The sequence below is a fragment of the Duganella alba genome (genome assembly GCF_009674495.1).
Taxonomy (GTDB): Bacteria; Pseudomonadota; Gammaproteobacteria; order Burkholderiales; family Burkholderiaceae_D; genus Rugamonas; species Rugamonas alba.
The window spans coordinates 123,614-150,040 of sequence record NZ_WKJN01000014.1 but is presented as its reverse complement, the minus strand read 5'-3'; the positions used below and the strand labels follow the sequence as shown (position 1 = coordinate 150,040).

The 26,427-nt window shown below is 64.0% G+C and carries 28 protein-coding genes and 1 pseudogene; 8 read left to right on the top strand and 21 right to left on the bottom strand.

All coding sequences use genetic code 11. From position 1 onward, the window contains the following. The 5 genes and pseudogenes from GJ695_RS30150 to rpsP form a co-directional block, all read right to left on the bottom strand. A pseudogene (locus tag GJ695_RS30150) lies at nucleotides 1-134 on the bottom strand (coenzyme A pyrophosphatase); the annotation flags it as partial. 63 nt (nucleotides 135-197) lie between these two features. Next, on the bottom strand, nucleotides 198-581 hold the full coding sequence (gene rplS / locus GJ695_RS15935; protein WP_154358677.1) for a 50S ribosomal protein L19: 384 nt from the start codon (nucleotides 579-581) through the stop codon (nucleotides 198-200). 84 nt (nucleotides 582-665) lie between these two features. Continuing rightward, nucleotides 666-1,412 (bottom strand): tRNA (guanosine(37)-N1)-methyltransferase TrmD, encoded by a 747-nt coding sequence (trmD, locus tag GJ695_RS15930; RefSeq protein ID WP_154366342.1) that lies wholly within the window; start codon nucleotides 1,410-1,412, stop codon nucleotides 666-668. 24 nt (nucleotides 1,413-1,436) lie between these two features. Continuing rightward, the gene (gene rimM, locus GJ695_RS15925) at nucleotides 1,437-2,000 is read right to left on the bottom strand and encodes a ribosome maturation factor RimM (protein ID WP_154366340.1); all 564 of its coding nucleotides are present in this window, start codon (nucleotides 1,998-2,000) and stop codon (nucleotides 1,437-1,439) included. A 14-nt stretch (nucleotides 2,001-2,014) separates the two neighbouring features. After that, nucleotides 2,015-2,263: a 30S ribosomal protein S16 gene (gene rpsP / locus GJ695_RS15920; protein ID WP_154366338.1), complete on the bottom strand. Its 249-nt coding sequence runs from the start codon at nucleotides 2,261-2,263 to the stop codon at nucleotides 2,015-2,017. 222 nt (nucleotides 2,264-2,485) lie between these two features. On the opposite strand from rpsP, the gene GJ695_RS15915 reads away from it, so the two are divergent. From GJ695_RS15915 to GJ695_RS15900, 4 genes are all read left to right on the top strand, one after another. Further along, on the top strand, nucleotides 2,486-2,914 hold the full coding sequence (locus tag GJ695_RS15915; protein WP_154366336.1) for a hypothetical protein: 429 nt from the start codon (nucleotides 2,486-2,488) through the stop codon (nucleotides 2,912-2,914). 13 nt (nucleotides 2,915-2,927) lie between these two features. Continuing rightward, nucleotides 2,928-3,515, top strand: coding sequence for a glycine zipper 2TM domain-containing protein (locus tag GJ695_RS15910; RefSeq protein ID WP_154366334.1), 588 nt, complete (start codon nucleotides 2,928-2,930; stop codon nucleotides 3,513-3,515). 69 nt (nucleotides 3,516-3,584) lie between these two features. Next, on the top strand, nucleotides 3,585-4,505 hold the full coding sequence (panE, locus tag GJ695_RS15905; protein WP_154366332.1) for a 2-dehydropantoate 2-reductase: 921 nt from the start codon (nucleotides 3,585-3,587) through the stop codon (nucleotides 4,503-4,505). A 14-nt stretch (nucleotides 4,506-4,519) separates the two neighbouring features. Next, a complete protein-coding gene (locus tag GJ695_RS15900; protein ID WP_166455195.1) occupies nucleotides 4,520-5,497 on the top strand; it encodes a proline dehydrogenase family protein in 978 nt (325 codons plus the stop codon). Here GJ695_RS15900 and GJ695_RS15895 read toward each other — a convergent pair. From GJ695_RS15895 to ugpQ, 11 genes are all read right to left on the bottom strand, one after another. Continuing rightward, nucleotides 5,484-5,705: a hypothetical protein gene (locus GJ695_RS15895; protein ID WP_154366330.1), complete on the bottom strand. Its 222-nt coding sequence runs from the start codon at nucleotides 5,703-5,705 to the stop codon at nucleotides 5,484-5,486. The two genes, GJ695_RS15900 and GJ695_RS15895, sit on opposite strands and share 14 nt — an antisense overlap. A gap of 41 nt (nucleotides 5,706-5,746) precedes the next feature. Next, entirely contained in the window at nucleotides 5,747-6,484 is a 738-nt protein-coding gene (locus GJ695_RS15890; RefSeq protein WP_154366328.1) for a metallophosphoesterase family protein, read from the bottom strand. A 75-nt stretch (nucleotides 6,485-6,559) separates the two neighbouring features. After that, on the bottom strand, nucleotides 6,560-8,350 hold the full coding sequence (locus tag GJ695_RS15885; RefSeq protein ID WP_154366326.1) for an acyl-CoA dehydrogenase: 1,791 nt from the start codon (nucleotides 8,348-8,350) through the stop codon (nucleotides 6,560-6,562). 75 nt (nucleotides 8,351-8,425) lie between these two features. Further along, entirely contained in the window at nucleotides 8,426-9,358 is a 933-nt protein-coding gene (locus GJ695_RS15880; RefSeq protein WP_154366324.1) for an electron transfer flavoprotein subunit alpha/FixB family protein, read from the bottom strand. 12 nt (nucleotides 9,359-9,370) lie between these two features. Beyond that, nucleotides 9,371-10,120 (bottom strand): electron transfer flavoprotein subunit beta/FixA family protein, encoded by a 750-nt coding sequence (locus GJ695_RS15875; RefSeq protein WP_154358696.1) that lies wholly within the window; start codon nucleotides 10,118-10,120, stop codon nucleotides 9,371-9,373. Between the two features lie 172 nt (nucleotides 10,121-10,292). Beyond that, nucleotides 10,293-10,550, bottom strand: coding sequence for a sulfurtransferase TusA family protein (locus GJ695_RS15870; protein WP_154358944.1), 258 nt, complete (start codon nucleotides 10,548-10,550; stop codon nucleotides 10,293-10,295). Nucleotides 10,551-10,763: 213 nt separating this feature from the next. Beyond that, entirely contained in the window at nucleotides 10,764-13,373 is a 2,610-nt protein-coding gene (alaS, locus tag GJ695_RS15865) for an alanine--tRNA ligase (RefSeq protein WP_154366322.1), read from the bottom strand. A 71-nt stretch (nucleotides 13,374-13,444) separates the two neighbouring features. Further along, on the bottom strand, nucleotides 13,445-13,867 hold the full coding sequence (locus tag GJ695_RS15860; protein ID WP_154366320.1) for a hypothetical protein: 423 nt from the start codon (nucleotides 13,865-13,867) through the stop codon (nucleotides 13,445-13,447). Between the two features lie 82 nt (nucleotides 13,868-13,949). Then, complete coding sequence (locus tag GJ695_RS15855) at nucleotides 13,950-14,582, bottom strand: helix-turn-helix transcriptional regulator (protein WP_154366318.1); 633 nt, start codon at nucleotides 14,580-14,582, stop codon at nucleotides 13,950-13,952. Between the two features lie 118 nt (nucleotides 14,583-14,700). Then, nucleotides 14,701-16,677 (bottom strand): TonB-dependent receptor, encoded by a 1,977-nt coding sequence (locus GJ695_RS15850; protein ID WP_166455196.1) that lies wholly within the window; start codon nucleotides 16,675-16,677, stop codon nucleotides 14,701-14,703. A gap of 138 nt (nucleotides 16,678-16,815) precedes the next feature. Further along, nucleotides 16,816-17,568, bottom strand: coding sequence for a glycerophosphodiester phosphodiesterase (gene ugpQ / locus GJ695_RS15845; protein WP_154366314.1), 753 nt, complete (start codon nucleotides 17,566-17,568; stop codon nucleotides 16,816-16,818). Between the two features lie 48 nt (nucleotides 17,569-17,616). Between ugpQ and GJ695_RS15840 the strand changes: the two genes are divergently transcribed. Continuing rightward, complete coding sequence (locus tag GJ695_RS15840; protein WP_166455197.1) at nucleotides 17,617-18,327, top strand: M48 family metalloprotease; 711 nt, start codon at nucleotides 17,617-17,619, stop codon at nucleotides 18,325-18,327. 48 nt (nucleotides 18,328-18,375) lie between these two features. After that, complete coding sequence (locus tag GJ695_RS15835) at nucleotides 18,376-19,605, top strand: CaiB/BaiF CoA transferase family protein (protein WP_154366310.1); 1,230 nt, start codon at nucleotides 18,376-18,378, stop codon at nucleotides 19,603-19,605. Between the two features lie 3 nt (nucleotides 19,606-19,608). On the opposite strand, the gene GJ695_RS29635 is transcribed toward GJ695_RS15835, so the two are convergent. The 4 genes from GJ695_RS29635 to GJ695_RS15820 all read right to left on the bottom strand — a co-directional run bounded on the left by GJ695_RS29635 (nucleotide 19,609) and on the right by GJ695_RS15820 (nucleotide 21,395). Further along, a complete protein-coding gene (locus GJ695_RS29635) occupies nucleotides 19,609-19,770 on the bottom strand; it encodes a hypothetical protein (protein WP_166455198.1) in 162 nt (53 codons plus the stop codon). After that, entirely contained in the window at nucleotides 19,760-20,017 is a 258-nt protein-coding gene (locus GJ695_RS15830) for a hypothetical protein (protein ID WP_154366308.1), read from the bottom strand. The genes GJ695_RS29635 and GJ695_RS15830 overlap by 11 nt, the downstream gene beginning before the upstream one ends. A 36-nt stretch (nucleotides 20,018-20,053) precedes the next feature. Next, the gene (locus GJ695_RS15825) at nucleotides 20,054-20,383 is read right to left on the bottom strand and encodes a hypothetical protein (RefSeq protein WP_154366306.1); all 330 of its coding nucleotides are present in this window, start codon (nucleotides 20,381-20,383) and stop codon (nucleotides 20,054-20,056) included. A gap of 109 nt (nucleotides 20,384-20,492) precedes the next feature. Further along, nucleotides 20,493-21,395 (bottom strand): LysR family transcriptional regulator, encoded by a 903-nt coding sequence (locus tag GJ695_RS15820; RefSeq protein ID WP_154366304.1) that lies wholly within the window; start codon nucleotides 21,393-21,395, stop codon nucleotides 20,493-20,495. 116 nt (nucleotides 21,396-21,511) lie between these two features. On the opposite strand from GJ695_RS15820, the gene GJ695_RS15815 reads away from it, so the two are divergent. Further along, nucleotides 21,512-22,570 carry an NAD(P)-dependent alcohol dehydrogenase gene (locus GJ695_RS15815; protein WP_154366302.1) on the top strand — a complete coding sequence of 353 codons (1,059 nt, stop codon included), beginning with the start codon at nucleotides 21,512-21,514 and terminating at the stop codon, nucleotides 22,568-22,570. Between the two features lie 86 nt (nucleotides 22,571-22,656). After that, nucleotides 22,657-25,116, top strand: a complete 2,460-nt coding sequence (locus GJ695_RS15810; protein ID WP_166455199.1) for a sensor domain-containing protein — start codon at nucleotides 22,657-22,659, stop codon at nucleotides 25,114-25,116. Here the strand turns inward: GJ695_RS15810 and GJ695_RS15805 are convergent. Further along, on the bottom strand, nucleotides 25,113-26,366 hold the full coding sequence (locus GJ695_RS15805) for an MFS transporter (protein WP_154366300.1): 1,254 nt from the start codon (nucleotides 26,364-26,366) through the stop codon (nucleotides 25,113-25,115). The two genes, GJ695_RS15810 and GJ695_RS15805, sit on opposite strands and share 4 nt — an antisense overlap. Nucleotides 26,367-26,427: the final 61 nt, after the last annotated feature.

Below are 26,427 nucleotides of genomic sequence, written 5' to 3'. Positions count from 1 at the left end.
GGCGTCCACACGGCCGGCGGCGCGGCAAAGCGCTGGCGCAGCCAGGCGGGCGTCAGGCGCAGCGGCGCCAGCGCCGGCTCGCCGGCGACGGCGTCTATCGGCAACTTCTGGGGATCGAACGGAGGCTGGGCCACTTGAGTTCCTTTGAAACAAAAAGGGGCACCCACGGGCGCCCCTTTTCTCCAAACACAACCGTATTAAACGGCTGCTTTCGCCGCTGGGCGACGGTTTGGCAGTTTTTCCTTGATACGTGCCGATTTACCGGAACGATCACGCAGGTAGTACAGCTTAGCGCGACGTACGTCACCGCGGCGTTTCACTTCGATCGAAGCGATCAGCGGGGAGTACAGCTGGAAGGTACGCTCAACGCCTTCGCCGGACGAGATCTTGCGAACGATGAAGTTCGAGTTCAGGCCACGGTTACGACGGGAGATGACCACGCCTTCGTAAGCCTGGGCGCGCTTGCGGGTGCCTTCGACTACGTTAACGTTGACGATCACGGTATCGCCAGGGGCGAAATCAGGAACGTTCTTGCCCAGGCGAGCGATTTCTTCTTGCTCGAGTTGTTGAATCAGGTTCATTTTTAATGACTCCATAAACCATCGTGCTGGCGCGCTGTGAGTAAAACTCTTGCCCAGTAGAGGATGGGGTTATAACAAGCAGGCTCAGAGGCCTGCCAAAAATTGCTCGTCGCGCTTGGTGAGCAGTCCTGCCTCCCGCGCTTTGATAAGCAAATCCGGTCGCTTGCGCGCGGTCGCCTCCAGCATGCGCTGGCGGCGCCATTTTTCTATCTCGGCGTGGTTGCCGCCCATCAGTACCGGCGGCACGCCCACCCCTTCATACGTTTCCGGTCGCGTGTAGTGCGGCGAATCGAGCAGGCCGTTGACGAAGCTGTCTTCGATGGCCGAGGCATCGGTGTTCAACACGCCGGGAATCTGGCGGATCACCGCATCCATCAAGGCCATCGCCGGCAGCTCGCCGCCGGACAGCACGAAATCGCCGAGGCTGATTTCTTCATCGACCACGCGGTCCAGCAAACGCTGGTCCACGGCTTCGTAACGGCCGCACAGGATCACCAGACCGGCCTCCTGCTTCAGCTGCATCACGCGCTCATGCGTTAACTGCTTGCCCTGGGGCGACATGAACAGCACGCGGGGCGCGGGCAGACCGGCATCGGTCTGGCGCTGCTTCGCCGCGTTGAGCGTCGCTTCCAGCGGTTTGGCCAGCATCACCATGCCGGGGCCGCCGCCATACGGGCGGTCATCCACGGTGCGGTGATTGTCGGTGGTGAAATCACGCGGATTCCACAGCGACAGGCCACATTTATTCTGTTCAAACGCGCGCCGGGTGACACCCGACTGCGTTATCGCGGCAAACATCTCGGGGAACAGGGTTACGACATCAAATTGCATGGCGAACCGCCCTCAATGTTACGCTTAATAATCAAGTCCCCAGTCGACGATGATCTTTTTGGCGTCCTTGTCCACCTTGTTGATGAACGCGTCCACAAATGGGATCAGGCGCTCTTGCGCCGCAACTTCTTCTGGATTGGCATCTGCGGCTGCGGCTGGCGTAATGCGCAAGATCGACTGCGGACCATTGCTCATCATGTCAGTCACCGTACCGAGGTGCTCACCTTGCAGATTTTCTACTTCCAGACCGATCAGATCGGTCCAATAAAACTCGTCGGCTGGCAGGACCGGGAAGCGGCTTTGCGGAATGAAGACTGCGGCGCCCTTGAGCGCTTCAGCGACGTTCCGGTCAGTCACCCCGACCAGACGCGCCACGACATCGCCGCCATGCAGTTTGACCTGCTGGACGTCCACATCGCGCAACGCTGGTTTATCCAGCCACCAGGTTTTGACCTTGAGGAGTGCATCCGCATCTTCCGAGAAAGGACGAATCCTGACCCAGCCTGCTACGCCAAAAGCACCGAAGACAAAGCCTACCTGTGCCAGATCGTCGGGGACTTGCACCCCGGATGCATTCTTATCGGTCAAACCAGTAACCAGACTTAGGCTGCTTGTTTGTTCTGAGCGACCAGACGAGCAACGGTAGGCGACAGTTGTGCACCGACCGATTCCCAGTGAGCCAGACGGTCAGCGGTGATACGCAGCGCCACTTCTTGACCCGAAGCCATTGGGTTGTAGAAACCAATGCGCTCGATGAAACGGCCATCGCGACGATTGCGCGAATCAGTTGCAACGATGTTGAAGAAAGGGCGCTTCTTGGCACCACCACGAGCTAAACGAATAACGACCATAATATTTCCAAAAAATTTGTGCTAGGACGGAAAAAGCCGCAAATTATAGCGCGCTTTGCCACGGAGCAGCAAGCGTTAATGAAATAATTGGGCATGTTGGGGTAATCGAAGATTATCCCTTGTTCCGGCGTCCGGGGCAATAGGCTTGCCCGCAAAAAAGGCGTGCCGGGGGCGGTATTATGCCTGATACTGCTGGCTTGCCGACTATTTTACTGAGCAACCATGACTGATTTGCATCAGACGCGTCACAAAAACAAGACACTTGCCGCCTTCCTGGCCTTTTTGTGCGGCGGTTTGGGCCTGCAGCGGCTGTATCTGCGCGGCTGGCGCGATCCGTGGCTGTGGGCGCACCTGGCCTGCCTGCCGGCCGCCCTGCTGGTGGCGCTGGCGGCGCCGCAGGCGGACAACTTCTACAAGCTGCTGCCGATCATCGTCTCCGGCCTGGCCGGCTTCCTGGAGGCGCTGGTCATCGGCGTCACGGCCGACGAGAAATGGGATGCGCGCTACAACCCGCGCTCCGGCCGGCAGTCGGACACCCACTGGCCGGTGGCTGTGGTGCTGGTGGCCAGCATGATGATCGGCTCCGGCGGCCTGATCGCCACCATCTCCCGCCTGTTTGACTTGCTGTACACTGGCGGCGCTTACGGTTAACAAGGAGAACAACATGACCAATCGCCCCCTGATGGCCGCCCTGCTGCTGGCCCTGGTCGGCGCCGCGCAGGCGCAAAGCCCGAAAGCGCAATTCGACGCCGAGACCAAACGCATCGCCACCCGCTACGCCGACGACAAGCAGCTGTGCGGCGACGAGCGCGACTCCGGCCGCCGCATGCAATGCCTGCGCGACTCCAAAACCGAATACGACAAATCGATGGCGCAGGCGCGCGCCCAGTACAAGGCCGCGCCGGTCAAGCCGGGCGCCTGCCATGAATGCGGCAAGGTCACTTCGGTGGTGGTCGGCGAAAAAGCCGGCGAAGGCAGCGCGCTGGGCCTGATCGCCGGCGGCGTCGCCGGCGCGCTGATCGGCAACCAGGTCGGCAGCGGCCATGGCCGTCAGCTGGCCACCGTGGCGGGCGCCGCCGGCGGCGCCTATGCCGGCAAGAAGGTCGAAGAGAAAGCCAGGTCCACCAAGGTCTGGACCGTGCACGTGCAATACGAAGACGGCCGCCACGCCTCCTTCAACTTCGACCACGACCCGCAGATGCTGGCCGGCGACCGCGTCGACCACATCAACGGCACCATCGTCCGCCGCTGATCCGCACGCCCTGCACGACTTGCCTCGCGATGCTAGACTGACCACCGTCTATCTTCGCGGAGTGCAGTCATGAAATTTCTGGTGGTTGGCGCAGGAGCGCTTGGTGGTTATTTCGGCGGACGCCTGCTGGCGGCGGGCCAGGACGTGACCTTTCTCGTGCGCGCCGGACGCGCCGCGCAACTGCAGCAGCATGGCCTGCGCATCAGCAGCCCCAAGGGCGACCTGACGCTGCCCTCCCCGCCGCATCTGCTGGCGGAACAAATCTCCCGGCACTATGACGTGATCGTGGTCGGCTGCAAGGCCTACGATCTCGACGCCACCATGGAATCCTTCGCCGCCGTCGGCCCCGACACCGCCATCCTGCCCGTGCTGAACGGCATGGCGCACCTGGAACGGCTGGCCGCGCGCTTCGGCAAGGAACGCGTACTGGGCGGCCTGTGCCTGATCTCCGCCACGCTCGGCGAGCAAGGCGAGGTGCAGCACCTGAACGACGCCCATGCATTGGTCTTCGGCGAACTCGACGCCGCATCCTCCGCGCGCGTGACGGCGATTGAAAGCGCCATGGCCGGCGCCAATTTCGACGCCCGCGCCAGCGACGCCATCCGCCAGGAGATGTGGGAGAAATGGATCTTCATCACCTCGCTGGCCGGCGCCACCTGCCTGCTGCGCGGCAGCGTGGGCGACATCGTTGCCGCCGGCCAGGCCGACATCCCCCTGGCGCTGCTGAACGAATGCAGCGCCATCGCCGCCAGCCACGGCTTCCCGCCACGCGAACAGCCGACCGAACGCGCCCGCACCATGCTGACGGCGGCCGGCTCGCCGATCACCGCCTCGATGCTGAAAGACCTGGAGCGCGGCGGCGCCATCGAAGCCGACCACATCGTCGGCGACATGCTGGCGCGCGGCCAGCAGCAGGCCGCGCCCACCCTGCAGATCGCCTACGCCCATCTGACAACCTACGAAGCGCGCCGCAAGCGCGAAGCCAAGTAATCCAAGGAGACATTGTGTCCGCACCAACCTTCCCATCCGAATGGCAACCGCTGGTCGACCAGGCCGCCACCACGCTGCGCGCGCTGGCGCTCGACGAAACCGCCAAGGAAAAGTTCTGCAACGACCCTCTGCTGCGTCCGTTCATGCACAAGGTGTCGCAGCGCTACGTGGCCGGGCAGACAGTGGCCGATGCCTTGCAGCGCGCCGAGCAGATCATCGCGCGCGGCCACGCCGCCTCAGCCGAGTACATGGGCGAAAGCGTGCGCGACGAGGCATTTGCCATGGCCGAGACGGAAGTGTTCATGGATCTGGTGCGCGGCATCGGCCAGCGCAATCTGAATTGCTCGATTTCGTTCGACCTGTCGCACGTCGGCTCGCTGGTGGACAGCGAACTGGGCTACCGCAACGCGCGCCGCATCGCGCTGGCCGCCGCGGAAATCAACCGCGAAGTGATGATCTCGATGGAAGGCGCCGACCGCGCCGATGACATTTATGCCATCTACGCCCGCCTGCACCAGGAAGACGACCTGCGCAACGTCGGCATCACCGTGCCGGCCAAGCGCCACCGCACGGCACAGGATCTGCCGGCGCTGATGAAGATCCCCGGCCGGATCCGCCTGGTGAAAGGCGCGTTCCTGGAACCGGAAGGCGTGGCCTACAGCCGCAACAGTCCGGAACTGGCCAGCGCCTACCGCCACTACGCGAAGGAACTGCTGCTGAGCGGCCACAAATGCTCGATCGCCACGCACGACCGCGGCATCCAGGCCGACATCGGCGCGCTGATCCTGGAAGAGCGCCTTGATCCGCGCTGGTATGAATTCGAATCGCTGATCGGCCTCGGCGGCGAGCAACTCGACGCCCTGCAGGCACGCGGCTTCCCCACCCGCGAATACGCGGTGTTCGGCGCCGAGCACTTCCTCTACGTGCTGAACCGGATTGCCGAAGAACCGGTGCGCGTGTATCAGGCGATCGTCGACCTCAATGCAGGCTGAGCGGGTCTGACAACGCCATGGCGCGTGCCAGCGCACGTGCCGACGGCCGCACGCCGGCCGCCACCGCCCAGGCCAGCACCCATTGGCCGGCGCGGATCTCATCAGCGATGGTATGGGCATGCAGCAGGCGCTGCGCGGCCTGGCTCATGCGGTCGATGGCGTAAGCTTCGCGGTCGAAGCGGGCGGGATGAATAATGATGTGTTTCATGCTGGCCTCATTCAGGTTATCCAGCTTATACGCACATAAAATTACTTTGGATTCACTTTTAATGCATAGCCGGTGGCCAGCGCGTGCGCCCAGTCTGGCCGGCCGTTTTTCCCGGCCAGCGCCGCCATCGGCCGCCAGTCATACGGCACCGACATCAAGGAAGCGGACCAGCCCTGCTCGACAATGGCGTAGCGGGCATCGGGCGAGCCGTTTTGCATGACATGAAAACAAACATGGTCGTCATCATAAGCTTGCAAGCCGACGCTGCCGGGATTGACGATCAAACAAGCTGATGAAGAACGCACGGCGCGCGGCACATGCGTGTGGCCGCACGCGATCAGTTCGGCATTCGCGCCCGCCATGCGATCGTCAATTTCATCCGCCGTGGCAAGCCGCACCCCGCCCGGCTCGACGGTCTCCAGAAAATACTCATGATCGCTGCGCGGCGTACCGTGGCACAGCAGCACCTCGGCACTCAGCCGGTGATGCGGCTGAAGCGTCGCCAGCCAGGCCAGCTCGGCCTCGCCCAGTTGAGCGTGCGCATACACATCGGACTCGGTGCGCTGATGCGGATGCAGAATCTGCCGCTCATGATTGCCGGCCAGCTGCACCCAGTCCTGCGCCATCAGAAAGCGCGCCGTCTCCAGTGGCAGCAGCGGCCCGGACAAGCTGTCGCCCAGATTGACAACCATATCCACACGGCGCCGCCCAATATCCGCCATCACCGCCTCCAACGCAGGCAGGTTACCGTGAATATCCGAAACAATGGCGATACGCATAAAAACTCCGGGGTCAGTTCTGCCAATCGTACACGGGCTCATGTACCAATGGCAGAACTGACCCCGATTTTGGGCTTAGAACTGCTCGATGTCCAGCGCCAGGACGCCGGCGCTGCCGTTGATGATGGCGTTGCGCAGGCCGGAGGCTTGCGACAGGATGTGGTCGGCAAAGAAGCGCGCGGTGGCGATCTTGGCTTTGTAGAAGGCGGCGTCGCCCTCGCCCGCTTCCAGCTTCTGCTGCGCGATCACCGCCGCGCGCGCCATCTGCCAGCCACCCAGCACGATGCCGGCCAGTTTCAGGTACAGCACGCTGCCGGAGAACACGCCCTTGACGTCGGTCTTGACGTTGGCCACCACGTAGTCCACCACCGCTTCCAGGTCCTTGCTGCCGGCCGACAGCTGGCCCAGGATGGCCTTGAAGTCCACGTTGTCGACGCCCGCCAGCGCCGCTTCGGTCGCGCGCACCTGGGCCAGGATGTTCCTGGCCACCGCGCCGCCGTCGCGCACGGTCTTGCGGCCCACCAGGTCGTTGGCCTGGATCGCGGTCGTGCCTTCGTAGATGGTCAGGATCTTGGCGTCGCGGTAGTGCTGCGCCGCGCCGGTTTCCTCGATGAAGCCCATGCCGCCGTGCACCTGCACGCCGTCACGCGCCACGTCCTGCGACATTTCGGTCGACCAGCCCTTGATGATCGGCACCAGGTATTCGTACACGGCCAGATTCACCTTGCGCACTTCCGCATCGGCATGGCTGTGGGCGACATCGCTCAGGCCGGCGCCGACGTAGGCCAGCGCACGCGCCGCCTCGGTCTGCGAACGCATCGACATCAGCATACGGCGCACGTCCGGATGGTGAATGATCGATACCGGACCGGCCGAACCGGCCAGGTCGCGCGACTGCACGCGGTCCTTGGCGAACGCCACGGCCTTCTGATACGCGCGCTCCGCCAGGCCGATGCCCTGCAGGCCGACGCCGAAGCGCGCCGCGTTCATCATGATGAACATGTATTCCAGGCCGCGGTTCTCTTCGCCCACCAGCGTGCCGATGGCGCCGCCGTGGTCGCCGAACTGCAGCACGGCGGTCGGGCTGGCCTTGATGCCCAGCTTGTGTTCGATCGACACGCAGTGCGCGTCGTTGCGCTCGCCCAGCGAGCCGTCGGCGTTGACCAGGAACTTCGGCACGATGAACAGCGAGATGCCCTTCACCCCCGCCGGTGCATCCGGCGTGCGTGCCAGCACCAGGTGCACGATGTTGTCGGAGAAGTCGTGCTCGCCGTAGGTGATGAAGATCTTGGTGCCGAACACCTTGTAGGTGCCGTCGCCCTGCGGCACGGCGCGGGTGCGCACGGCGGCCAGGTCGGAGCCGGCTTGCGGCTCGGTCAGGTTCATGGTGCCGGTCCACTCGCCGGACACCAGTTTTTCCAGGTAGATGGCTTTCTGCTCGTCGCTGCCGGCGGTCAGCAGCGCTTCGATGGCGCCGTCCGACAGCAGCGGGCACAGCGCGAACGAGATGCTGCCGGCGTTGAGCATTTCGATGCACGGCGTCGCGAACAGCTTCGGCAGGCCCTGGCCGCCGAATTCGACCGGATGCTGCACGCCCTGCCAGCCCGCCTCGCCGAACTGCTTGAAGGCTTCCTTGAAGCCCTTGGAGGTGGTGACCTGACCGTCATGCCACCAGCTCGGCTCCTTGTCGCTCGGCGCGTTCAGCGGCGCGACCACGCCGCTGACGAACTTGGCGTTTTCTTCCAGGATGGCTTCGGCGGTGTCCGCGGTGGCGTCTTCATTGCCCGGCAGTGCGTTGACGGCGGCCAGGTCGGCCAGTTCGTTCATCACGAACAGCATGTCTTTCAGGGGTGCTTGATACGGCATCTTATGTCTCCAAGAAAAAGGCCACGGCAATCCGGCGTTCCGGATCAGCGTGGCCTGAGTGTGCTTTATGCGGCTTTAGCCCAGTTCAGCAACCAGTTGCGGCACGACTTCGAACAGATCGCCGACGATGCCGTAGTCGGCCACCGAGAAGATCGGCGCTTCCGGATCCTTGTTGATGGCGACGATGGTCTTCGAATCCTTCATGCCGGCCAAATGCTGGATCGCGCCGGAGATACCAACGGCGATGTACAGGTTAGGCGCAACGATCTTGCCGGTCTGGCCCACTTGCCAGTCGTTCGGCACGTAGCCCGCGTCCACCGCGGCGCGCGAGGCGCCCATGGCGGCGTTCAGCTTGTCGGCCAGCGGTTCCAGGATCTTGAACGCTTCACCCGAACCCATGCCACGGCCGCCGGACACGATGATCTTGGCGGCGGTCAGCTCAGGACGGTCCGACTTGGCCACTTCACGGCCAACGAACGACGACTTGCCCGAATCGGCCACGGCAGCGGCGGTTTCGGTCGCGGCCGAACCACCGGTGGCGGCAGCGGCGTCAAAGCCGGTCGAACGCACGGTGATGACCTTGATCTTGTCGCCCGACTGCACGGTGGCGATGGCGTTACCGGCGTAGATCGGACGCTCGAAGGTGTCCGGCGCATCGACCTTGGTGATTTCCGAAATCTGCGCCACGTCCAGCTTGGCGGCCACGCGCGGCAGGATGTTCTTGCCGTAGGCGGTGGCTGGCGCCAGGATGTGGCTGTACGAACCGGCGATTGCCAGCACCTGCTCGGCAACGTTCTCGGCCAGGCCGTCGGCGAAGTGCGCTGCGTCGGCAACGATCACTTTCGACACGCCGGCGATGGCGGCGGCAGCGGTGGCCACCGCGCCGGCGTTGGAACCGGCCACCAGGACGTGGACCTCGCCGCCGCACTGGGCGGCTGCGGTAACGGTGTGCAGGGTGCTGGCCTTCAGGCTGGCGTTGTCGTGTTCTGCGATAACTAATGCGACCATGTTCGGTTTCCTTTAGATGACTTTAGCTTCGGTGCGCAGCTTGGCGACCAGGGTAGCGACGTCCGGGACGATGATGCCGGCGGAGCGTTTGGCAGGCTCGGCGACTTTCACGGTTTTCAGGCGCGGGGTCACATCGACGCCCAGGTCTTCCGGCTTGGTCACGTCCAGCGTTTTCTTCTTGGCTTTCATGATGTTCGGCAGCGTCACGTAGCGCGGCTCGTTCAGGCGCAGGTCGGTGGTGACGATGGCTGGCAGCGTCAGCGACAGGGTTTCCAGGCCGCCGTCCACTTCGCGGGTCACGGTGACCTTGCCGTCGTCCAGCACCACTTTCGAGGCGAAGGTCGCTTGCGGCCAGCCCAGCAGCGCAGCCAGCATCTGGCCGGTCTGGTTGGAGTCGTCGTCGATCGCCTGCTTGCCCAGGATGATCAGTTGCGGCTGCTCTTTGTCAGCCAGCGCCTTCAGCAGCTTGGCCACGGCCAGCGGCTCCAGCTCGGTGGTGGTTTCGACCAGGATGCCGCGGTCGGCGCCGATGGCCATGGCGGTGCGCAGGGTTTCCTGGCACTGGGTCACGCCGGCCGACACGGCCACCACTTCCGTCACTTTGCCGGCTTCTTTCAGACGGGTCGCCTCTTCCACCGCGATCTCATCGAAAGGGTTCATCGACATTTTGACGTTGGCGATATCAACGCCGGTGCCATCGGACTTCACACGCACCTTGACGTTGTAGTCGACCACACGTTTGACGGGTACCAAGACTTTCATAGCTGTGCCTTTGGGAAAAATAGAATTCGGGACAAATTAGTGGGCTAGATTATATGAGAAATCCGCTCCGCACAATAAATTAAAGCACGATCGTGCGATTTTTTGCTAGTAGAAATCGTCTAAAAAATAAATCTTCAAGACGGATTTCTATGGAGGAAGAGTACAGCGGCTGTTATTTGCGCTGCATCAAAAATACAAATTCACGGCCGGTCTGGACGTGCGACAACAGGGCGTTGCCGGTCTGCTTGCTAAAAGCCTGGAAATCGCGCACCGAACCCGGGTCGGTGGCCATGATGCGCAGCACTTCACCACTTTGCAGTTCCGACAAGGCCTTTTTGGCCTTCAGAATAGGCAACGGGCAGTTCAGGCCACGCGCATCCAATTCCTTGTGGAATTCGATGGTTTCGTTTTCAAGTATCGTTTCGCTCATCAAGAAACCCGCTCGTAGGTAAGGAGGTGACGCCATACTACTCCTTTTTGGAGGGGATGACGCGCTGCACCAAAATAGTTCGTTGTACGTTGCAAGTTCGCAACGCAAGCCGGAAAGTATACAACACTACTCCACATACGACAACGGCCTGCGTTCGATCGTCAATCGAGCGCAGGCCGCATAAATACTGCTTTACAGCGGGGTTTTAATGCTTTATACGCGCTCGCCCACCCATGCCGCAACGCCTGCCAGGGCGCCGGCCAGACCGCTCGGATCGGTGCCGCCGGCCTGCGCCATATCAGGGCGTCCGCCGCCTTTGCCGCCCACTTGTTGTGCGACGAAGTTGACCAGCTCGCCTGCCTTGACCTTGCCCACGGAGTCGGCGGTGACGCCGGCGATCAGGCTGACCTTGCCGTCGTTGACCGATGCCAGCACGATGGCGGCGGTCTTCAGCTTGTCCTTCAGCTTGTCCATGGTTTCGCGCAGCGCGGTGACGTCGGCGCCTTCCAGCGTGGCCGCCAGCACCTTGATGCCCTTGACGTCGACCGCCTGACCGGCCAGCTCATCGCCCTGGCCCGCGGCCAGTTTCGATTTCAGCGCCGCCAGTTCCTTCTCCAGCGATTTGACCTGGTCCTGTACCGCGCCGATCTTGGCGGTCAGCTCGTCCGGATTCGATTTCAGCGCGGCAGCCGCTTCGTTCAGCTTGCGGGCCATGCCCTGCACCAGCGCCAGCGCGCCTTCGCCGGTCACGGCTTCCACGCGGCGGATGCCGGCGGCAACGCCGCCTTCACCGATGATCTTGAACAGGCCGATGTCGCCGGTGCGCTGCACGTGGACGCCGCCGCACAGCTCTTTCGAGGTGCCGATGTCCAGCACGCGCACTTCGTCGCCGTACTTCTCGCCGAACAGCGCCATGGCGCCGTGCTTGACCGCGTCGTCGAACGACATGTGCTGCGCCTTGGTGGCGTGGTTTTCCAGGATCTCCTTATTGACCTTGGCCTCCACTTCGGCGATCTGCTCAGCGGTCAGCGGCGCGTTGTGGCTGAAGTCGAAACGGGTTTTGTCCGGATCAACCAGCGAACCTTTTTGCGCCACATGGCCGCCCAGCACTTCGCGCAGGGCTTTGTGCATCAGGTGGGTCGCCGAGTGGTTGCGGATGGTGCGGCCGCGCTTGTGCAGGTCGACCTGCGCCGACACGGCGTCGCCGACCTTCAGCGAACCTTGCGCCAGCACGCCGTGCTGGCCGAACACGTCGGCCTGGATCTTCAGCGTGTCTTCCACGTTGAACACCGCGCCGGCGGTGCTGATGACGCCCTGGTCGCCGACCTGGCCGCCGGACTCGGCGTAGAACGGCGTGGTGTCCAGCACCACGATGCCCTGCTCGCCGGCCTTCAGTTCCTGCACCGGTGCGCCATTGGCGTACAGGGCGATCACTTTGGAAGTGACGTTCAGGTCGTCGTAGCCGACAAATTTGGTTTTCTCGCCCGAGTACTCGACGTTGGCGGCCATCTTGAACTTGCCGGCGGCGCGCGCGGTCTTCTTCTGCTGTTCCATCGCGGCGTTGAAGCCTTCTTCATCCAGCGTGATATTGCGTTCGCGGCAGATGTCGGCGGTCAGGTCCAGCGGGAAGCCGTAGGTGTCGTACAGGGTGAAGGCGGTGCCGCCGTCCAGCTTGGTCGGATCCTTGGCCAGTTGCGCTTCCAGGATCTTCATGCCGTTTTCCAGCGTTTCGCCGAAGCGCTCTTCCTCGGCCTTCAGCGTCGCGGCAACGCGCGCCTTGGCTTCGGTCAGCTCCGGATAGGCGGCGCCCATCTCGATGTCCAGGTCTTCCACCAGCTTGTAGAAGAATGGCTTGGTCTGGCCCAGCTTGTGGCCGTGGCGCAGCGCGCGGCGGATGATGCGGCGCAGGACGTAGCCGTGGCCTTCGGCGCCAGGAATGATGCCGTCGACGATCAGGAACGACGCGGCGCGGATGTGGTCGGCAATCACGCGCAGCGATTTCGATTCCAGGTCGGTGGCGCCGGTTTCGCGCGCGGCGGCCTTGATCAGGTTCTGGAACAGGTCGATTTCGTAGTTGCTGTGAACGTGTTGCAGCACGGCGGCCAGGCGCTCCATGCCCATGCCGGTGTCCACGCATGGCTTCGGCAGCTTGTGCATCACGCCCGCTTCGTCGCGGTTGAACTGCATGAACACCAGGTTCCAGATTTCGATGAAGCGGTCGCCGTCTTCCTCGGCCGAGCCCGGTGGGCCGCCCCAGATGTCGGCGCCGTGGTCGTAGAAGATCTCGGTGCACGGACCGCATGGGCCGACGTCGGCCATCTGCCAGAAGTTGTCCGAGGCGTAGCGCGAACCCTTGTTGTCGCCGATGCGGATGATGCGCTCTGTCGGCACGCCGATCTCGTTGGCCCAGATGTCGTAGGCTTCGTCGTCTTCAAAGTAGACGGTGACGGTCAGTTTGTCGGCCGGCAGCTGGTAGACCTTGGTCAGCAGTTCCCAGGCGTAGTTGATGGCGTCGCGCTTGAAGTAGTCGCCGAAGCTGAAATTACCCAGCATTTCGAAGAAGGTGTGGTGACGCGCGGTGTAGCCGACGTTTTCCAGATCGTTGTGCTTGCCGCCGGCGCGCACGCAGCGCTGCACGGTGGTGGCGCGCGAGTACGGGCGCGTATCCAGGCCCAGGAACACGTCCTTGAACTGCACCATGCCGGAATTGGTCAACAGCATGGTTGGGTCATTGCCTGGCACCAGCGGGCTGGACCGGACAATGGTATGACCCTTAGATTCGAAAAATTTGAGGAACTTCTCGCGGATTTCAGATGATTTCATGTCGTTATAGGGTAAATAGCTGGCTGGTGCAAAAGAGGGATTATGCCACAGCCAGCCCGTACTTCCCCCAACTAACGCGTCGCCAGCCTCACCACCTGTTCAGTGATTTCGCCGGTGGCGAGGTTACGTTGCGGCAGCGCCATCAGCACCTCGCCGCCGGTCTCGCCATTGTCGGAGAAGTCGATCCGCACCTGCAGCTTGCGGTCCAGCGCCACAAAGGTGTTGTGTTTGGTGGCGACCATGCGGTGCGGCCCCTGGTTGTCGATTTCACCATACAGCGCCGTGCCGCCGCCGCGCACGTACAGCGTCTGGCCGTTGGCAAGGTCGTAGGATCCGCGGAATTGCCGCATTTGCGAGTCGTCCATGTAGTAGCGATGTTGCGGCAGATCGATCGTCAGGCGCGGCGCCGGAACGGTCACGATCTCGTCGCTTTGCTGCGCCTGCGCGCCCATGGTGGCGCACAGCGCCAAGCCCAACAGCCATTGAATTTTCATTTTCCTCACTCCCTGTCTGGTTGATCGCGCGCCGCCAGCCGGCAGCGTTTCACAAGTCTAGACAGCGGTAAGGCCAGATACATCACTCGAACGATTGAGCACGCACGGCAGCGGCCGGCACGCCGTGCAGCATCGACACCAGCTCGCCCTGGCGGCGCGTGCCGGTCTTGCGAAACAGCTTTTGCAGATGGGTCTTGACGGTGTGCAGGCTGATGTCGAGCGCGGCCGCGATGTCTTCCAGCGCTTCGCCGTGGGCCAGCGCCTGCGCCACGCCAGCCTCGGCCGGTGTGAGGTCGAACAACTGCATCAGCAACTGGCGCGGCAGGCGGTGCGCCTCAGGGTCGCCGGCCATCACGATGGCGCAGGCCGGCAGCGAGGCCAACTCTTCCGGCGGCAGGAACGGCACCAACGTCAGCAGCAGCGGCTGGCGATTGCGACGCGGTAAACTGAGAGCATGCAGACTGGCTGTATCGTGTGGAGAACCCAGTACGGCGGCGACCAGCTGCGCCAGCGACCTGTCGCCGCAGACGGCGTCCTGCAACAGCTTGTCGCCGTGCAGCCGCAAAGCCGTATCACGTTCCAGCAATTCGCCGGCGGCGGCGTTGGCGTGCAACAGGCGCAACTCCGCATCGACCAGGAACACCGCGATGTCCATGTGATTCAAGGCGGCGTCCAGATAAGTAGCAACCGCATAGGACGTTAGCGCCAGCTGCATGGCCTCCCCCTCGCTATTCTGGAACCAGCTTAGAAGCCGATCGCCAGAATATATACTCGGAATGTCACGCCGGGCGAAAAAATTTCAATGGGAATCGCGTTTGACTTAGCTGACTTGCTTAAAACTTGTAGCGTCCGGTCACCTGCAATTCGCGCGGATTGACCGGCGTGATGGTGTAGCCGTCCGACGTGTAGCCGCGCTTGTCGCCGCTGTTGACCAGGGTGACGTCGATGCTCCACTTCCTGGTCTTGTACGTCGCGGTCAGGTCGATGCTGGACATGGCCGGCAGCACGACGCCGTTGTCGGGCAAGGTGGCCACGCGGCGCGATTCGAACACATAGCCGGCGCCCAGGCTCCAGGCCGGATTCACGTCGTAGCCCAGGTACAGGCTGGTGAACCACTTCGGCACGCCGGCCAGCGCGGCGCCGACCGGCAGCACGGTGTCGTGGCTGACATAGGCGCTGGTGTAGGAGGCGGCGGCGTCGAGCTTGAGTTCCGGCGTGAAGGCGTAGCTCAAATCCTCCTCGACGCCACGGCTGCTGCGGCGACCCGAATCGATCTGGAAGTTGGGACTGGCCAGATCCTGCGTCAGCACGTTCTTGCGGGTGATGGAGAACAGCGAGGTGGTGGCTTTCAGCGACTCGTCCGGCGCCGTGTATTGCAGGCTGCCCTCCACCTGCGTGCCCGCTTCAGGACGGAACAGCTTGCCGCTGGCGCTCTTGGCGCCGATCTGCGGCCGCGAGGAATTGGTCCAGCTCAGTGCGGCGATCCATTGCGGATTCAGCTGATAGGTCAGGCCCACGCGCGGCGAGAACAGCGAATCGTTCTGCGACACGCGCGTCTCGCCGGCTTCCTGCAGATAATCGCGATAGTGCTCGACGCGCACGCCCAGCAGCAGCCGCATGGCCGGACTGAGCTGGAAGCGGTTCTGCGAATACAGCACCAGGTTGTCGGTGCCGTAGATCTGGTCGGCCAGCGTGGCCAGCGCGCCGGACATGGCCGCGCCATACACCGGATGGTGGATGTTGATCGGTGCGCCATCGCCCACGTCGAGCTTGTAGTTGTAGTCGAAGCGCCCTACTTCCAGGCCCAGCAGATAATCCACCGGCACCTGCCACAGCGCGGCGCGGCCGAAGATTTCCGACTGCGACACGAAGATGGTCTGCTCGGCGTGGTCGCGCTGCGACACGCGCTTGACCATGCCGTTGGCGTCCACCAGCTCATCCAGGCCGTAGTGGAAGGTGTCGTAGCTCAGGCCGCTGTCGCGGTAGCTCTCGGACTGGTACATGAAGGCCTGGCGCAGATGGGCGCCGTTCGGCAGCTTGTAGTCCAGTTCCAGCCGGCCGGTGTTGTCGACGATGCGCGCCTGGTTGACCGGCTCGCCGAGGAAACGCTGCGCCGGCAGCGACATCAATGCCTGGTTGGCCACCAGCTGCGGATTCCAGGTGGTTTGCAGATAGCCGCCGTTGTAGGCCGCCGTCAGTTTCAGTTCCGGCGTCACATGCCACTCCACCACCGGCACGATGAAGACCGAATCGCGGCTGTTGCGGTCGGTGTAGGTGGCGCCCTTATAGGCCTGGGCGTTGACGCGGTAGGCCACCGTGTCGTCCACCACATCGGCCACGTCGACGCGCACGCGGCTCAGGCCGGGGCTGCTGGCGAACAGGCTGATGTTGCGGTAGTCGCGCAGGCCCGGCATCTTGGCGATGCTGTTCAGGTCGCCGCCGGGCTTGCCGTTGCCGTACAGCGCCGAGGCCGGTCCCTTCAGCACTTCGATCGATTCCATCGAGCAGAAGCATTCGGTGCCGAGGTAGCCGTAGTCGCGGTGGCCGTTGCGCAGCGCGCTGTCGTTCTTGAAGCCGCGCAGGAAGTCGCGGTTGTATTCGGAACCGCCAAAGGTGGCGGGCGCCACGGCGCCGGCGGCGTCCAGGTCGGTGCGCTCGACCACCAGCGCGGTCACTGGCCGGTCCAGCGCGGCCGCCTTGGCCGCTTCGGTCGGCGTGCCGGCATCCTGCGCGCGTGCGCCGGCCGCCGCGCATAGCGCCAGCATCAGCGCCGAACGGCGCAACGTCATAGAGGAGATCGTCTTGGACATGATTTCTTGTTGTGGGAAGAGGAGAAAAATTGACGCGGAAACAACATGTGGACGCATGATAGCGGCGGACAGGCGGCAAAAACCGCCGTGTAGCACGTTTGTGCTACACGGACCGGTTCAGACTGTGGCGGAAGAGACTCAGGCGAAGGTGGGGCCGATCAGATCGATGCGGTCGGTGCAGAAACCGTCCACGCCCCAGGACAGGATGTCCCGGCCGCGCGCGGCATCGTTGACGGTGTAGCAGAACAGGCCGAAGCCGGCAGCCTTGATCTGCGCGGCCAGCTCGGCCGTCAGGTGCTTGTGGTTGGTGTGGATGGCGACCGCGCCCAGCTCCTGCGCCTGGGCTTGCCAATCGGCCGGGATCTGGTCCAGCAGATAGCCGCGCGGCAGTTCCGGCGCGGTGTCGCGCGCCGCAGCCAGCGCTGCGAAGCTGAACGAGGACAGCAGCGGATAGCCGGCCGGATCGCCGGCGGCCAGTTCGGCGGCATAGCTGTCGCGCGTGACCTTGGCCACCCAGGCGCCGGTTTCGGCCTCAAAACCGTCGGCCGGCTTGATTTCCACGTTCATCCAGATGCGCTGCGCCTTGCAGTAATCGATGAACTGGGTGTAGAACGGTATCGGTTCATCGCGGAATTCAGCGCCGAACCAGCTGCCGGCGTCCATGCCGGCAAGGTCGACGGCATCGGTCTGCGGCACGCTGCCCTGCCCGGCCACGGTACGGCCGAACTCGGGATCGTGGATCACCATGCCGATGCTGTCGCGCGACAGCATCACGTCGAACTCGACGGCGCGAAAGCCGTAGGCCAGGCCGGCGCGCAGGCCGGCCACGGTGTTTTCCGGCGCCAGCGTGCCGCCGCCGCGATGTGCAACAATTTTTGGATAGGGCCACATGGCTAGCCTTGAAAGGTTGTTATGGCAACGATAGCAACGTTATCACGAATGGCCGCTTTGCTGCTAGCGGCGGCCTGCTGCCACGCCGCCGAGCCGACGCAGGACGAGGTGATGGCGCGCGCCGCCGCCATCTATGCCGACCGTTTGGGGGAATTCGTGATCGACCGCGACCCGCGCTTTACCGCCCGCGTGCGCGGCGTGGCCGACGTGCTGATCGCGCAGGCCCGGCGCGATTATCCGGAAACCGCCGGCTGGGCCTGGGAAGTCCACACCACCGACGACGCGCGCCAGAACGCCGACTGCATGGCCGGCGGCAAAATCCTGGTCAGCCAGCAATACGTCGAACGCCTGGGGCTGGGCGATGCCGAACTGGCCATGCTGCTGGCGCACGAAATCGAACACGCGGCCCTGCATCACAACCTGCTGGAATACCAGGCCGCGCTGCGGCTGGAGCCGGCGTGGGCGCAGCGGCCGTTCGCCGAACTGGAATACGCGGTCGACAACAACGCCGGCCTGATGGCCAAACTGGCTTCCCTCAACTACGCGCAGGAAGAGGAAGCCGACCGCGAAGGCCTGCGGCTGGCGTGGCGCGCCGGCTGGCCGGCGGCGCAGCTGGCCGGCTACTTCCGCAAGATGGTGCGCGCCAGCGACTGGCCGCACGGCAGCAAACCGGACTATCCGTCACCGTCGCAGCGGCGGCGCGATGCGCAGGCGCTGGCTGTCCTCTTGCAAAAAAACTACGTGCAGCCGGGCGACTGAACCACTACACTAGCGGCCTGATTGTTCGCTCAAAAGGTTATACACATCATGACAGCTCCAAAAGCGCTAGGCCACATCCGCGTGCTCGACCTGAGCCGCGTGCTGGCGGGACCGTGGTGCTCGCAGAATCTGGCCGATCTCGGCGCAGACGTGATCAAGATCGAGCGCCCCGGCAACGGTGACGACACCCGCGCCTGGGGGCCGCCGTATGCGCGCGACGCCGACGGCAAGGACACCACCGAGGCAGCCTACTACCTGTCGGCGAATCGCGGCAAGCGCTCGGTGACGGTGGACATCGCCAGTGCCGAAGGCCAGCAACTGATCCGCGAACTGGTGGCGCAAAGCGATGTGGTGCTGGAGAACTACAAGGTCGGCCAGCTGAAACGCTACGGCCTGGATTATGAATCGCTGAAGGCGGTCAAGCCGGACCTGGTGTACTGCTCGGTGACCGGCTTCGGCCAGGATGGTCCGTATGCGCACCGCGCCGGCTATGACTTTCTGATCCAGGGCATGGGCGGCCTGATGTCGGTGACCGGCGAGCGCGACGACCTGCCCGGCGGCGGTCCGCAGAAAGCCGGCGTCGCGCTGACCGACCTGATGACCGGCATGTACGCCACCATCGCCATCCTGGCCGCGCTGACGCACCGCGACCGCAGCGGCGAAGGCCAGTACATCGACATGGCCTTGCTGGATGTGCAGGTGGCGATGCTGGCCAATGCCGGCAGCAACTATCTGAACAGCGGCAAGGCGCCCAAGCGCTGGGGCAATGCGCATCCGAACATCGTGCCTTACCAGACGTTCCAGTGCTCGGACGGCTACATCATCGTCGCCACCGGCAATGACGGGCAGTACCAGAAGTTCGTTGAAGCCGGCGGCCGCGCCGACCTGGCCTTCCACGAGCGCTACGCCACCAATCCGCTGCGTGTGAAGAACCGCGACGAGCTGGTGCCGCTGCTGGCGGAAATGGTGCTGAAACAGTCGCGCGATTTCTGGATCTCGACGCTGGAGGAAGTGGGCGTGCCGTGCGGCCCGATCAACGACCTGGACGACGTCTACAAGAATCCGCAAGTCGAAGCGCGCGGCATCGTCATGGAAGTGCCGCATCCGACGGCCGGCACCACCAAGCTGGTGCGCAGTCCGATGCGCATGTCCGCCACGCCAACCGACAACGCCATCGCTCCGCCCCTGCTCGGCCAGCACACCGACGCCATCCTGCAAGACCTGCTCGGCCGCAGCGACGCCGACATCGCCGCCCTGCGCGCGAAAGGAGTGCTGTAAGGCCTAGCGCCGTCGCAAACGTTCGAGATCACGGTCGTCACGCCGCATTTCCGCTCGAATTGCCCGGCGTGCGCCGCGTATTGCACCGGTCAACGGCGCAAAATAACGTCGCAAGCTGTCTCTGAACATGCGCTTGATGAAGCTCTCTTCATTATCAGTTTTCATTTGCAGCCCTCCGCAGTAATTTTCTGGCCGAGAAATACATGATAAGGACAAACAGCACGACGTCCATGGCCAGCAGGAGGTGAGCAGCGCCGGACAAAAGATAATAGGAAACGTCACTGACGCCAAGCCACCTCAGTCCGCGTGCCGCCATTTCAATCACGGCGGCGCCAACGGCTACCACCAGCACATATAAAACGCTGAATCCGAAATGCATGATCAGCTCCAGGTTGATTTGCTTGTTTTCCATGATTAATCAGGCCCCGTGCTGGCGGCCTGCTCCCCTTTAGACACTCATGTCACGCTTCAGTTCCTCAATCTGGCTGTGCATGTGGCTGACCGCGCCTTTGATCTGGCCGGACAAGGTGGGGATGTAGTTGCAGATGCGCCGCGCGCGTTCGGCCAGGATGTCGAGCTCGCGCACCAGCTTGCGGATGCGCACCTCGTCCGCCGATTGCAAGATCTCGCGCGCGCTGTCCGCATGCTTGTCCATCAACTCAAGACAGTTGCGCAACTCGCGCGGCAAGCCAGGCTCGGCCGAGGCCGCCTGTGACGCCAGGCGCACCGCGCGTTCGACGAAATAAAACCGGTGCTGGATATCGTTTGGATGCAGCATAGTGGTCTCCTCCATGAAGCAGGCACCAATGTGCCCGTGCGGATGAGACAGCGAAGGCCGCGAGCGGTTGCCGCAATCAAGCGGGACACTGACGCAGATCAGGCCGCAATCACTTAGGGTTTTCCGCCGGCATGCGCGCCATGTCGACAAAGGCGCGCAAGGCCGACGACATGCGCCGCTGGCGCGGGTAATACATCATCAACCCGGTGGACGGCGGACACCAGTCCTCCAGCACGCGCACCAGCTGGCCGGCCTCGATGTAGGGCAGCAGCCGGAACTCCGGCAGAAACGTCAGGCCCACGCCGTCGAGCGCCGCCCGCAAGCCCAGCTGCGAATCGCCGACCGACAAGCGTCCCGGCACATCGACCTCCAGCTTGATGTCGCCCTTGCCCAGTTCCCACTTGTAGATATTCCCGCGCGGGAAGCGGTAGCGCACGCAGTGGTGCCGCGCCAGATCGTCCGGATGCCGGGGCACGCCATGCTTCTTCAGATACGCCGGCGAACCGACCACCACAAAGCGCTGCGGTCCCCACACCGGCACGGCGATCATATCCTCCGGCACGTGCTCCTCGTAGCGGATGCCGAGATCGAAGCCGCGCTCGACAATATCCACCAGCCCATCTTCGCTGACGATGTCGAGCGAGATATCCGGATACGCCTCCAGGTAACGCTGGATCAGCGGCCCCACCACCATCACCGCCGCGTCGCGCGAACTGTTGATGCGCAGCGTGCCGGCCGGCGACGCGCGGAACAGATTCATCTCCTCCAGCGCCAGGCTGACGCCGCCCAGCGCCGGCTGCAAGCGCTCCAGCAAATGCTTGCCGGCCTCGGTCAGCGCGACGCTGCGCGTGGTGCGGTTGAACAGCCCGACGCCCAGCCTATCCTCCAGCGTGCGCACCGCATAGCTGACCGCCGACGCCGACAAGGCCAGCTCGGCCGCCGCCTTGCGGAAACTGCCGTGGCGCGCCACAGCGGCGAAAACAGCCAGGTGCGAGAGATTATCGAGCTGCATGATTGTGCAAATATCCTGTTCAATTCATGCAGGTGAACGCGCTTGTTACCTGCATAGTCGAACAATTATAGTGCAAGAACAGATAACAATCGTTTATCCCCACCAAGGAGTTCCCCATGTTCCAAGCCCACGGCTACGCCGCGCACGACAAGCATTCCCACCTCGTTCCCTTCAGTTTTGAGCGCCGCGCGCCAGGCCTCAACGACGTGGTCATCGAGATCCTCTATTCCGGCGTCTGCCACTCCGATCTGCACCAGGCGCGCGACGACTGGGGCGGCTCGATCTACCCGATGGTGCCGGGCCACGAAATCATCGGCCGCGTCACCCAGGTCGGCAGCGGTGTGCACAAGTTCAAGGTCGGCGACCTGGCCGGCGTCGGCTGCCTGGTCGATTCCTGCCGCCATTGCTCGGCCTGCGAAGAAGACCTGGAGCAGTACTGCGAGAACGGCCTGACCGTCACCTACAACGGCCGCGAACGCGACACCGGCGCACCCACCTACGGCGGCTACTCGGACATCATCGTGGTCGATGAGCATTTCGTGGTCAAGGTGTCGGACAAGCTGGACCTGAAAGCCGTGGCGCCGCTGCTGTGCGCCGGCATCACCACCTACTCGCCGCTGCGCCACTGGAAGGTCGGCCCCGGCCAGAAGGTCGGCGTGATCGGCCTGGGCGGCCTGGGCCACATGGGCGTCAAGTTCGCCAAGGCCATGGGCGCCACCGTGGTGATGATCACCACCTCGCCCGCCAAGGGCCAGGACGCGCAACGCCTCGGCGCCGACGATGTGCTGCTGTCCACCGATCCGGACGCGATGAAGGCGCACGCCAACAGCTTCGACTTCCTGCTCAATACGGTGCCGGTGCCGCACGACATCAATCCTTACCTGGCGCTGCTGCGCCGCGACCGCACCATGGCCATGGTCGGCGTGCTGACCGAGCTGGACCCGCCGCCGAACGGCGTCAGCCTGATCCTGGGCCGCAAGTCGGTGGCCGGCTCGGCCATCGGCGGCCTCAAGGAAACGCAGGAAATGATGGACTTCTGCGCCGAGCACAACATCGTCAGCGACGTCGAGATGATCGCCATCCAGGACATCAACCAGGCTTACGAGCGTCTGGTCAGGAATGATGTCAAGTACCGCTTCGTCATCGACATGGCCAGCTTGAAAGAACCGTCGTAAGGCCAACACACGAGCTAGCTGTGTGGAGGAAATGCACCATGTTCTGCTAAGATCAAGCAAGACCGTCTTTGCTTGGGCAACACCACATGGAAAACCTTCCGCAGCCAGCTTCCACCCGCGCCCCCAAGCGCCAGCGGACGCAGCACGGAAGACTGACTAGCAAATCGCAAGGCGGTGCTTTCGACCAGATGTTCGGCGGCAGTCCCTATTTCGCCTTCGTCATCAACGAAGCCGGCCGCCTGGTGGCGTGCAACGCCCATACCCAATCCCTGCTTGGCCCGTTGGCGGACGACGCCCCGGCCGCGCAGCTGTATGCCGGCTGGGTGCTGCCGATGCTGCAAAACGAAGCGCTGCCCACCGCCCGCATGCGCGGCCATTGGCGCGGCGAAGTCGAGCTGGTGGGCAAGGACGGCAGCAGCCATCCGGTCACGCAGACCATCGAATGGCGCGCCACGGCGCAGCCGCCCTCCTTCCTGTGCCTGGCCTACCCGCTCGACGACTACGATGTGTACGAATCGCGGCTGCGCTTCAAGTATTTATTCGAAGCCCATCCGCAGCCGATGTGGGTGTACGACCTGGAAACGCTGCGTTTCATGGTGGTGAACGCGGCGGCCATCACCCAGTACGGCTACACCGAGGCGGAATTCCTGCACATGACCATCCGCGACATCCGCCCGCGGGAAGAGGTGCAGCGGCTGGAGCAGAACCTGGCGGCGACGCCGCGCAAGGGCGCCGACCAGTCCGGCGCCTGGACCCACGTGCGGCGCGACGGCAGCCGCGTGAAGGTGGAGATTTCCTCGCACGCGGTCACGCTGTCCGGCCGCCCTTGCCGCCTGGTGTTCGCGCACGACATCACCGAACGCCTGCGGCTGCAAGCCGAACTGCAACTGCGCGGCCGCGCGCTGGAAGCCAGCGTCAACGCCATCGTCATCACCCGGCATGCGGCCGATGGCGACCGCGTCGAATACGCCAACCCGGCCTTCGCCCAACTGCTTGGTCATGCGCCGGAGGGCGTGCTGGGCCATCAGCTGGAAACGCTGCTGGGTCTGCAAGCGAACGACGACCAGCAGCAGGCGCTGCACGCCGCCATGCTGTCGCACCAGGAGGTGACGCTGCTGCTGCACATCCGCCACCGCGACGGCTCGCGGCTGTGGACGCAGATGCACGTGGCGCCGGTGCAGGCGGCCGACGACGCCATCGCCCACCATGTCTGCGTGCTGACCGACATGACCGCCATCCTCGATTACCAGGCGCAGCTCGAACACCAGGCCAACCACGACGCGCTGACCGGCCTGCCCAACCGCGCCCTGCTCAACGACCGCATGGAGCAGGCGCTGACGTTCTCGCAGCGCTTCGGCCACAGCCTGTGGCTGGTGTACATCGACCTCGACAATTTCAAGCTGACCAACGACCACCTCGGCCACCAGGCCGGCGACGCGCTGCTGTGCGTGATCGCCAACCGCCTGCGCGCCTGCGTCAACGAAGGCGACACCGTGGCGCGGCTGGGCGGCGACGAATTCCTGTTGCTGCTGCCGGTCGCCAACCAGCGGCCGATGACCAGCCTGCTGCAACTGGTGCAGGAGGCGGTGGCGGCGCCGGTGACGCTGGAACAGCAGGTCGTCACGGTGACATGCAGCATCGGTGTCAGCGTCTATCCGGCCGATGGCGCCGAGCCGGAACAACTGCTCAAGCATGCCGACATCGCCATGTACCGCGCCAAGGAAGCGGGCCGCAACCAGGTGCAGTTCTACGAATCGGCGATGCACGCGCGCATTGCCGAACGCGCCTCCATTGAAGCCGAGCTGCGCCACGCGCTGGCGCGCAACCAGTTGAGCCTGGTGTATCAGCCTAAGATGGATTTGCGCAGCGGCGCCGTCACCGGCATGGAGGCGCTGCTGCGCTGGCAGCATCCGACCTTGGGCGCGGTGGCGCCGGCGCGCTTCATCGGCGTGGCGGAGGAGACCGGCATGATCGTCGCCATCGGCCGCTGGGTGCTGCGCATGGCGTGCACGCAGGCGGTGGCGTGGCAGCAGGCCGGACTGCCGCCGCTGCGGGTGGCGGTCAACCTGTCGGCACGGCAGTTCCGCGACCAGGCGCTGCCGGCCGAGGTGCACGCCGCGCTGCACGACAGCGGACTCGACGCGCAATACCTGGAACTGGAACTGACCGAAAGCCTGATGATGGAAAATGCCGGCGAAGCGGCACAGGCCATCGCCAAGCTCAAGCAGCTTGGCATCGCGCTGTCGATCGACGACTTCGGCACCGGCTATTCCAGCCTGGCTTATTTGAAGCAGTTCCCGGTCGACTACCTGAAGATCGACCAGTCGTTCACGCGCGACATGCTGGCCGAGCCGAAGGTGGCCGCCATCGTGCGCTCGGTGATCGCGCTCGGTCACAGCCTCGGCTTCAAGGTGATTGCCGAAGGCGTGGAGACGGCCGCGCAGCTGGACTACCTGCGCGCCAGCGGCTGTGACGAAATGCAGGGCTTCCACTTCAGCCGCCCGCTGACGCCGGACGCCTTTGCCGACCTGCTGCGGACGCGCTAGCGTTCGGACTGGCCCAGCGGCGCCAGCTTGCGCAGCCGCAGGCCGACCAGCAGCGCCAGCACCAGCGAGCAGGACAGCACCGCCACCACGCCCGGCCACTGCGCGCGGCCCCACATGATGCCGGTGGCCGAGCCGACCACGCTGGAGCCGAGGTAGTAGAAGAACAGGTACAGGGCCGACGCCAGCGCCTTGTTGCTGGTGGCGCGCCGTCCGACCCAGCTGCTGGCCACCGAGTGCGTGGCGAAGAAGCCGTAGGTAAACACCGCCACCCCGATCAGGATCAGCGGCAGCCAGTTCGACAAGGTCAGCAGCAGGCCACTGAGCATGATGAGCGCCATCATCCACAGCACGTTGCGGCGGCCGTAGCGGTCGGCCAGCCGGCCGGCCCATACCGAACTGTAGATCCCCAGCAGATAGAAGAACGACACGGCGCCCACCACGCTCTGGCTCAGCGAGAACGGTCCGCCCAGCAGGCGGTAGGCGATGTAGTTGTAGAGGCTGACAAAAGCACCCATCAGCAGGAAGGCCAGCGCAAACAGCCACGGCAGGCCATCGTCCGACAAATGCTGCCTGAAGCCGGCCGGCAGCGCGCGCCAGCCGCCGTGCGACGGCGCGAAGTGGCGCGATGGCGGCAGGCTGCGCCAGAATTCGAACGCCGCCGCGACGCCGGCCGCACCGACCGCCGCCAGCGCCAGCCGCCACGAGAAATGGTCGCTCAGCACCGACGTGATCACGCGCCCGGCCATGCCGCCGAAAGCACTGCCGCTGATGTACAAGCCCATCGACAGGCCCAGCGACTCGGGTTCGATTTCCTCGCCGAGGTAGGCCATGGCGATCGCCGGCATGCCACCCAGCACGATGCCGAGCAGGCCGCGCATCACCAGCAGTTGCGGATAGCTGTGGGCGAAGGCGCACAGCAGCGTCATGATGGCGGCCACCGCCATCGCCGCCACCATCAGGGGCTTGCGGCCCAGGCGTTCGGAAATGGCGCTGGAGGCCAGCAGCGACACGGCCAGCGCGCCGGTCGAGACCGACAGCACCATGCTGCTCTGCGCCGCCGTCAGCGCGAATTCGTGCGACAGCAGCGGCATCAGCGGCTGCACGCAGTACAGCAGCGCGAACGTGGTGAAGCCGCCAAAGAACATGGCGCGGTTGCTGCGTTTGAATTCCTGGCTGCCGACGCGGATCTTCGGCGCCGGCGCTGCGGGGGCGGCGGCGGAAGTGGCAGCTGAGGTGGCGCTGATGGACATGGTGCGGAATCCTGCGAGGTACGATGACTTCATCTTAGGATTGCGTCATTAAGCTGTCCAA

Coding starts and splice junctions, on each gene's coding strand:
- GJ695_RS15915 (WP_154366336.1), top strand. CDS start 2,486: ATGACTGATTTGCATCAGACGCGTCACAAAAACAAGACACTTGCCGCC.
- GJ695_RS15850 (WP_166455196.1), bottom strand. CDS start 16,677: ATGTCCAAGACGATCTCCTCTATGACGTTGCGCCGTTCGGCGCTGATG.
- GJ695_RS15855 (WP_154366318.1), bottom strand. CDS start 14,582: ATGCAGCTGGCGCTAACGTCCTATGCGGTTGCTACTTATCTGGACGCC.
- GJ695_RS15875 (WP_154358696.1), bottom strand. CDS start 10,120: ATGAAAGTCTTGGTACCCGTCAAACGTGTGGTCGACTACAACGTCAAG.
- GJ695_RS15810 (WP_166455199.1), top strand. CDS start 22,657: ATGGAAAACCTTCCGCAGCCAGCTTCCACCCGCGCCCCCAAGCGCCAG.
- rpsP (WP_154366338.1), bottom strand. CDS start 2,263: ATGGTCGTTATTCGTTTAGCTCGTGGTGGTGCCAAGAAGCGCCCTTTC.
- GJ695_RS15815 (WP_154366302.1), top strand. CDS start 21,512: ATGTTCCAAGCCCACGGCTACGCCGCGCACGACAAGCATTCCCACCTC.
- trmD (WP_154366342.1), bottom strand. CDS start 1,412: ATGCAATTTGATGTCGTAACCCTGTTCCCCGAGATGTTTGCCGCGATA.
- GJ695_RS15820 (WP_154366304.1), bottom strand. CDS start 21,395: ATGCAGCTCGATAATCTCTCGCACCTGGCTGTTTTCGCCGCTGTGGCG.
- GJ695_RS15830 (WP_154366308.1), bottom strand. CDS start 20,017: ATGGAAAACAAGCAAATCAACCTGGAGCTGATCATGCATTTCGGATTC.
- GJ695_RS15840 (WP_166455197.1), top strand. CDS start 17,617: ATGGCCGCTTTGCTGCTAGCGGCGGCCTGCTGCCACGCCGCCGAGCCG.
- ugpQ (WP_154366314.1), bottom strand. CDS start 17,568: ATGTGGCCCTATCCAAAAATTGTTGCACATCGCGGCGGCGGCACGCTG.
- GJ695_RS15860 (WP_154366320.1), bottom strand. CDS start 13,867: ATGAAAATTCAATGGCTGTTGGGCTTGGCGCTGTGCGCCACCATGGGC.
- GJ695_RS15895 (WP_154366330.1), bottom strand. CDS start 5,705: ATGAAACACATCATTATTCATCCCGCCCGCTTCGACCGCGAAGCTTAC.
- alaS (WP_154366322.1), bottom strand. CDS start 13,373: ATGAAATCATCTGAAATCCGCGAGAAGTTCCTCAAATTTTTCGAATCT.
- GJ695_RS15885 (WP_154366326.1), bottom strand. CDS start 8,350: ATGCCGTATCAAGCACCCCTGAAAGACATGCTGTTCGTGATGAACGAA.
- GJ695_RS15880 (WP_154366324.1), bottom strand. CDS start 9,358: ATGGTCGCATTAGTTATCGCAGAACACGACAACGCCAGCCTGAAGGCC.
- GJ695_RS15805 (WP_154366300.1), bottom strand. CDS start 26,366: ATGTCCATCAGCGCCACCTCAGCTGCCACTTCCGCCGCCGCCCCCGCA.
- panE (WP_154366332.1), top strand. CDS start 3,585: ATGAAATTTCTGGTGGTTGGCGCAGGAGCGCTTGGTGGTTATTTCGGC.
- GJ695_RS15890 (WP_154366328.1), bottom strand. CDS start 6,484: ATGCGTATCGCCATTGTTTCGGATATTCACGGTAACCTGCCTGCGTTG.
- rplS (WP_154358677.1), bottom strand. CDS start 581: ATGAACCTGATTCAACAACTCGAGCAAGAAGAAATCGCTCGCCTGGGC.
- GJ695_RS15825 (WP_154366306.1), bottom strand. CDS start 20,383: ATGCTGCATCCAAACGATATCCAGCACCGGTTTTATTTCGTCGAACGC.
- GJ695_RS15870 (WP_154358944.1), bottom strand. CDS start 10,550: ATGAGCGAAACGATACTTGAAAACGAAACCATCGAATTCCACAAGGAA.
- GJ695_RS15910 (WP_154366334.1), top strand. CDS start 2,928: ATGACCAATCGCCCCCTGATGGCCGCCCTGCTGCTGGCCCTGGTCGGC.
- GJ695_RS29635 (WP_166455198.1), bottom strand. CDS start 19,770: ATGAAAACTGATAATGAAGAGAGCTTCATCAAGCGCATGTTCAGAGAC.
- GJ695_RS15835 (WP_154366310.1), top strand. CDS start 18,376: ATGACAGCTCCAAAAGCGCTAGGCCACATCCGCGTGCTCGACCTGAGC.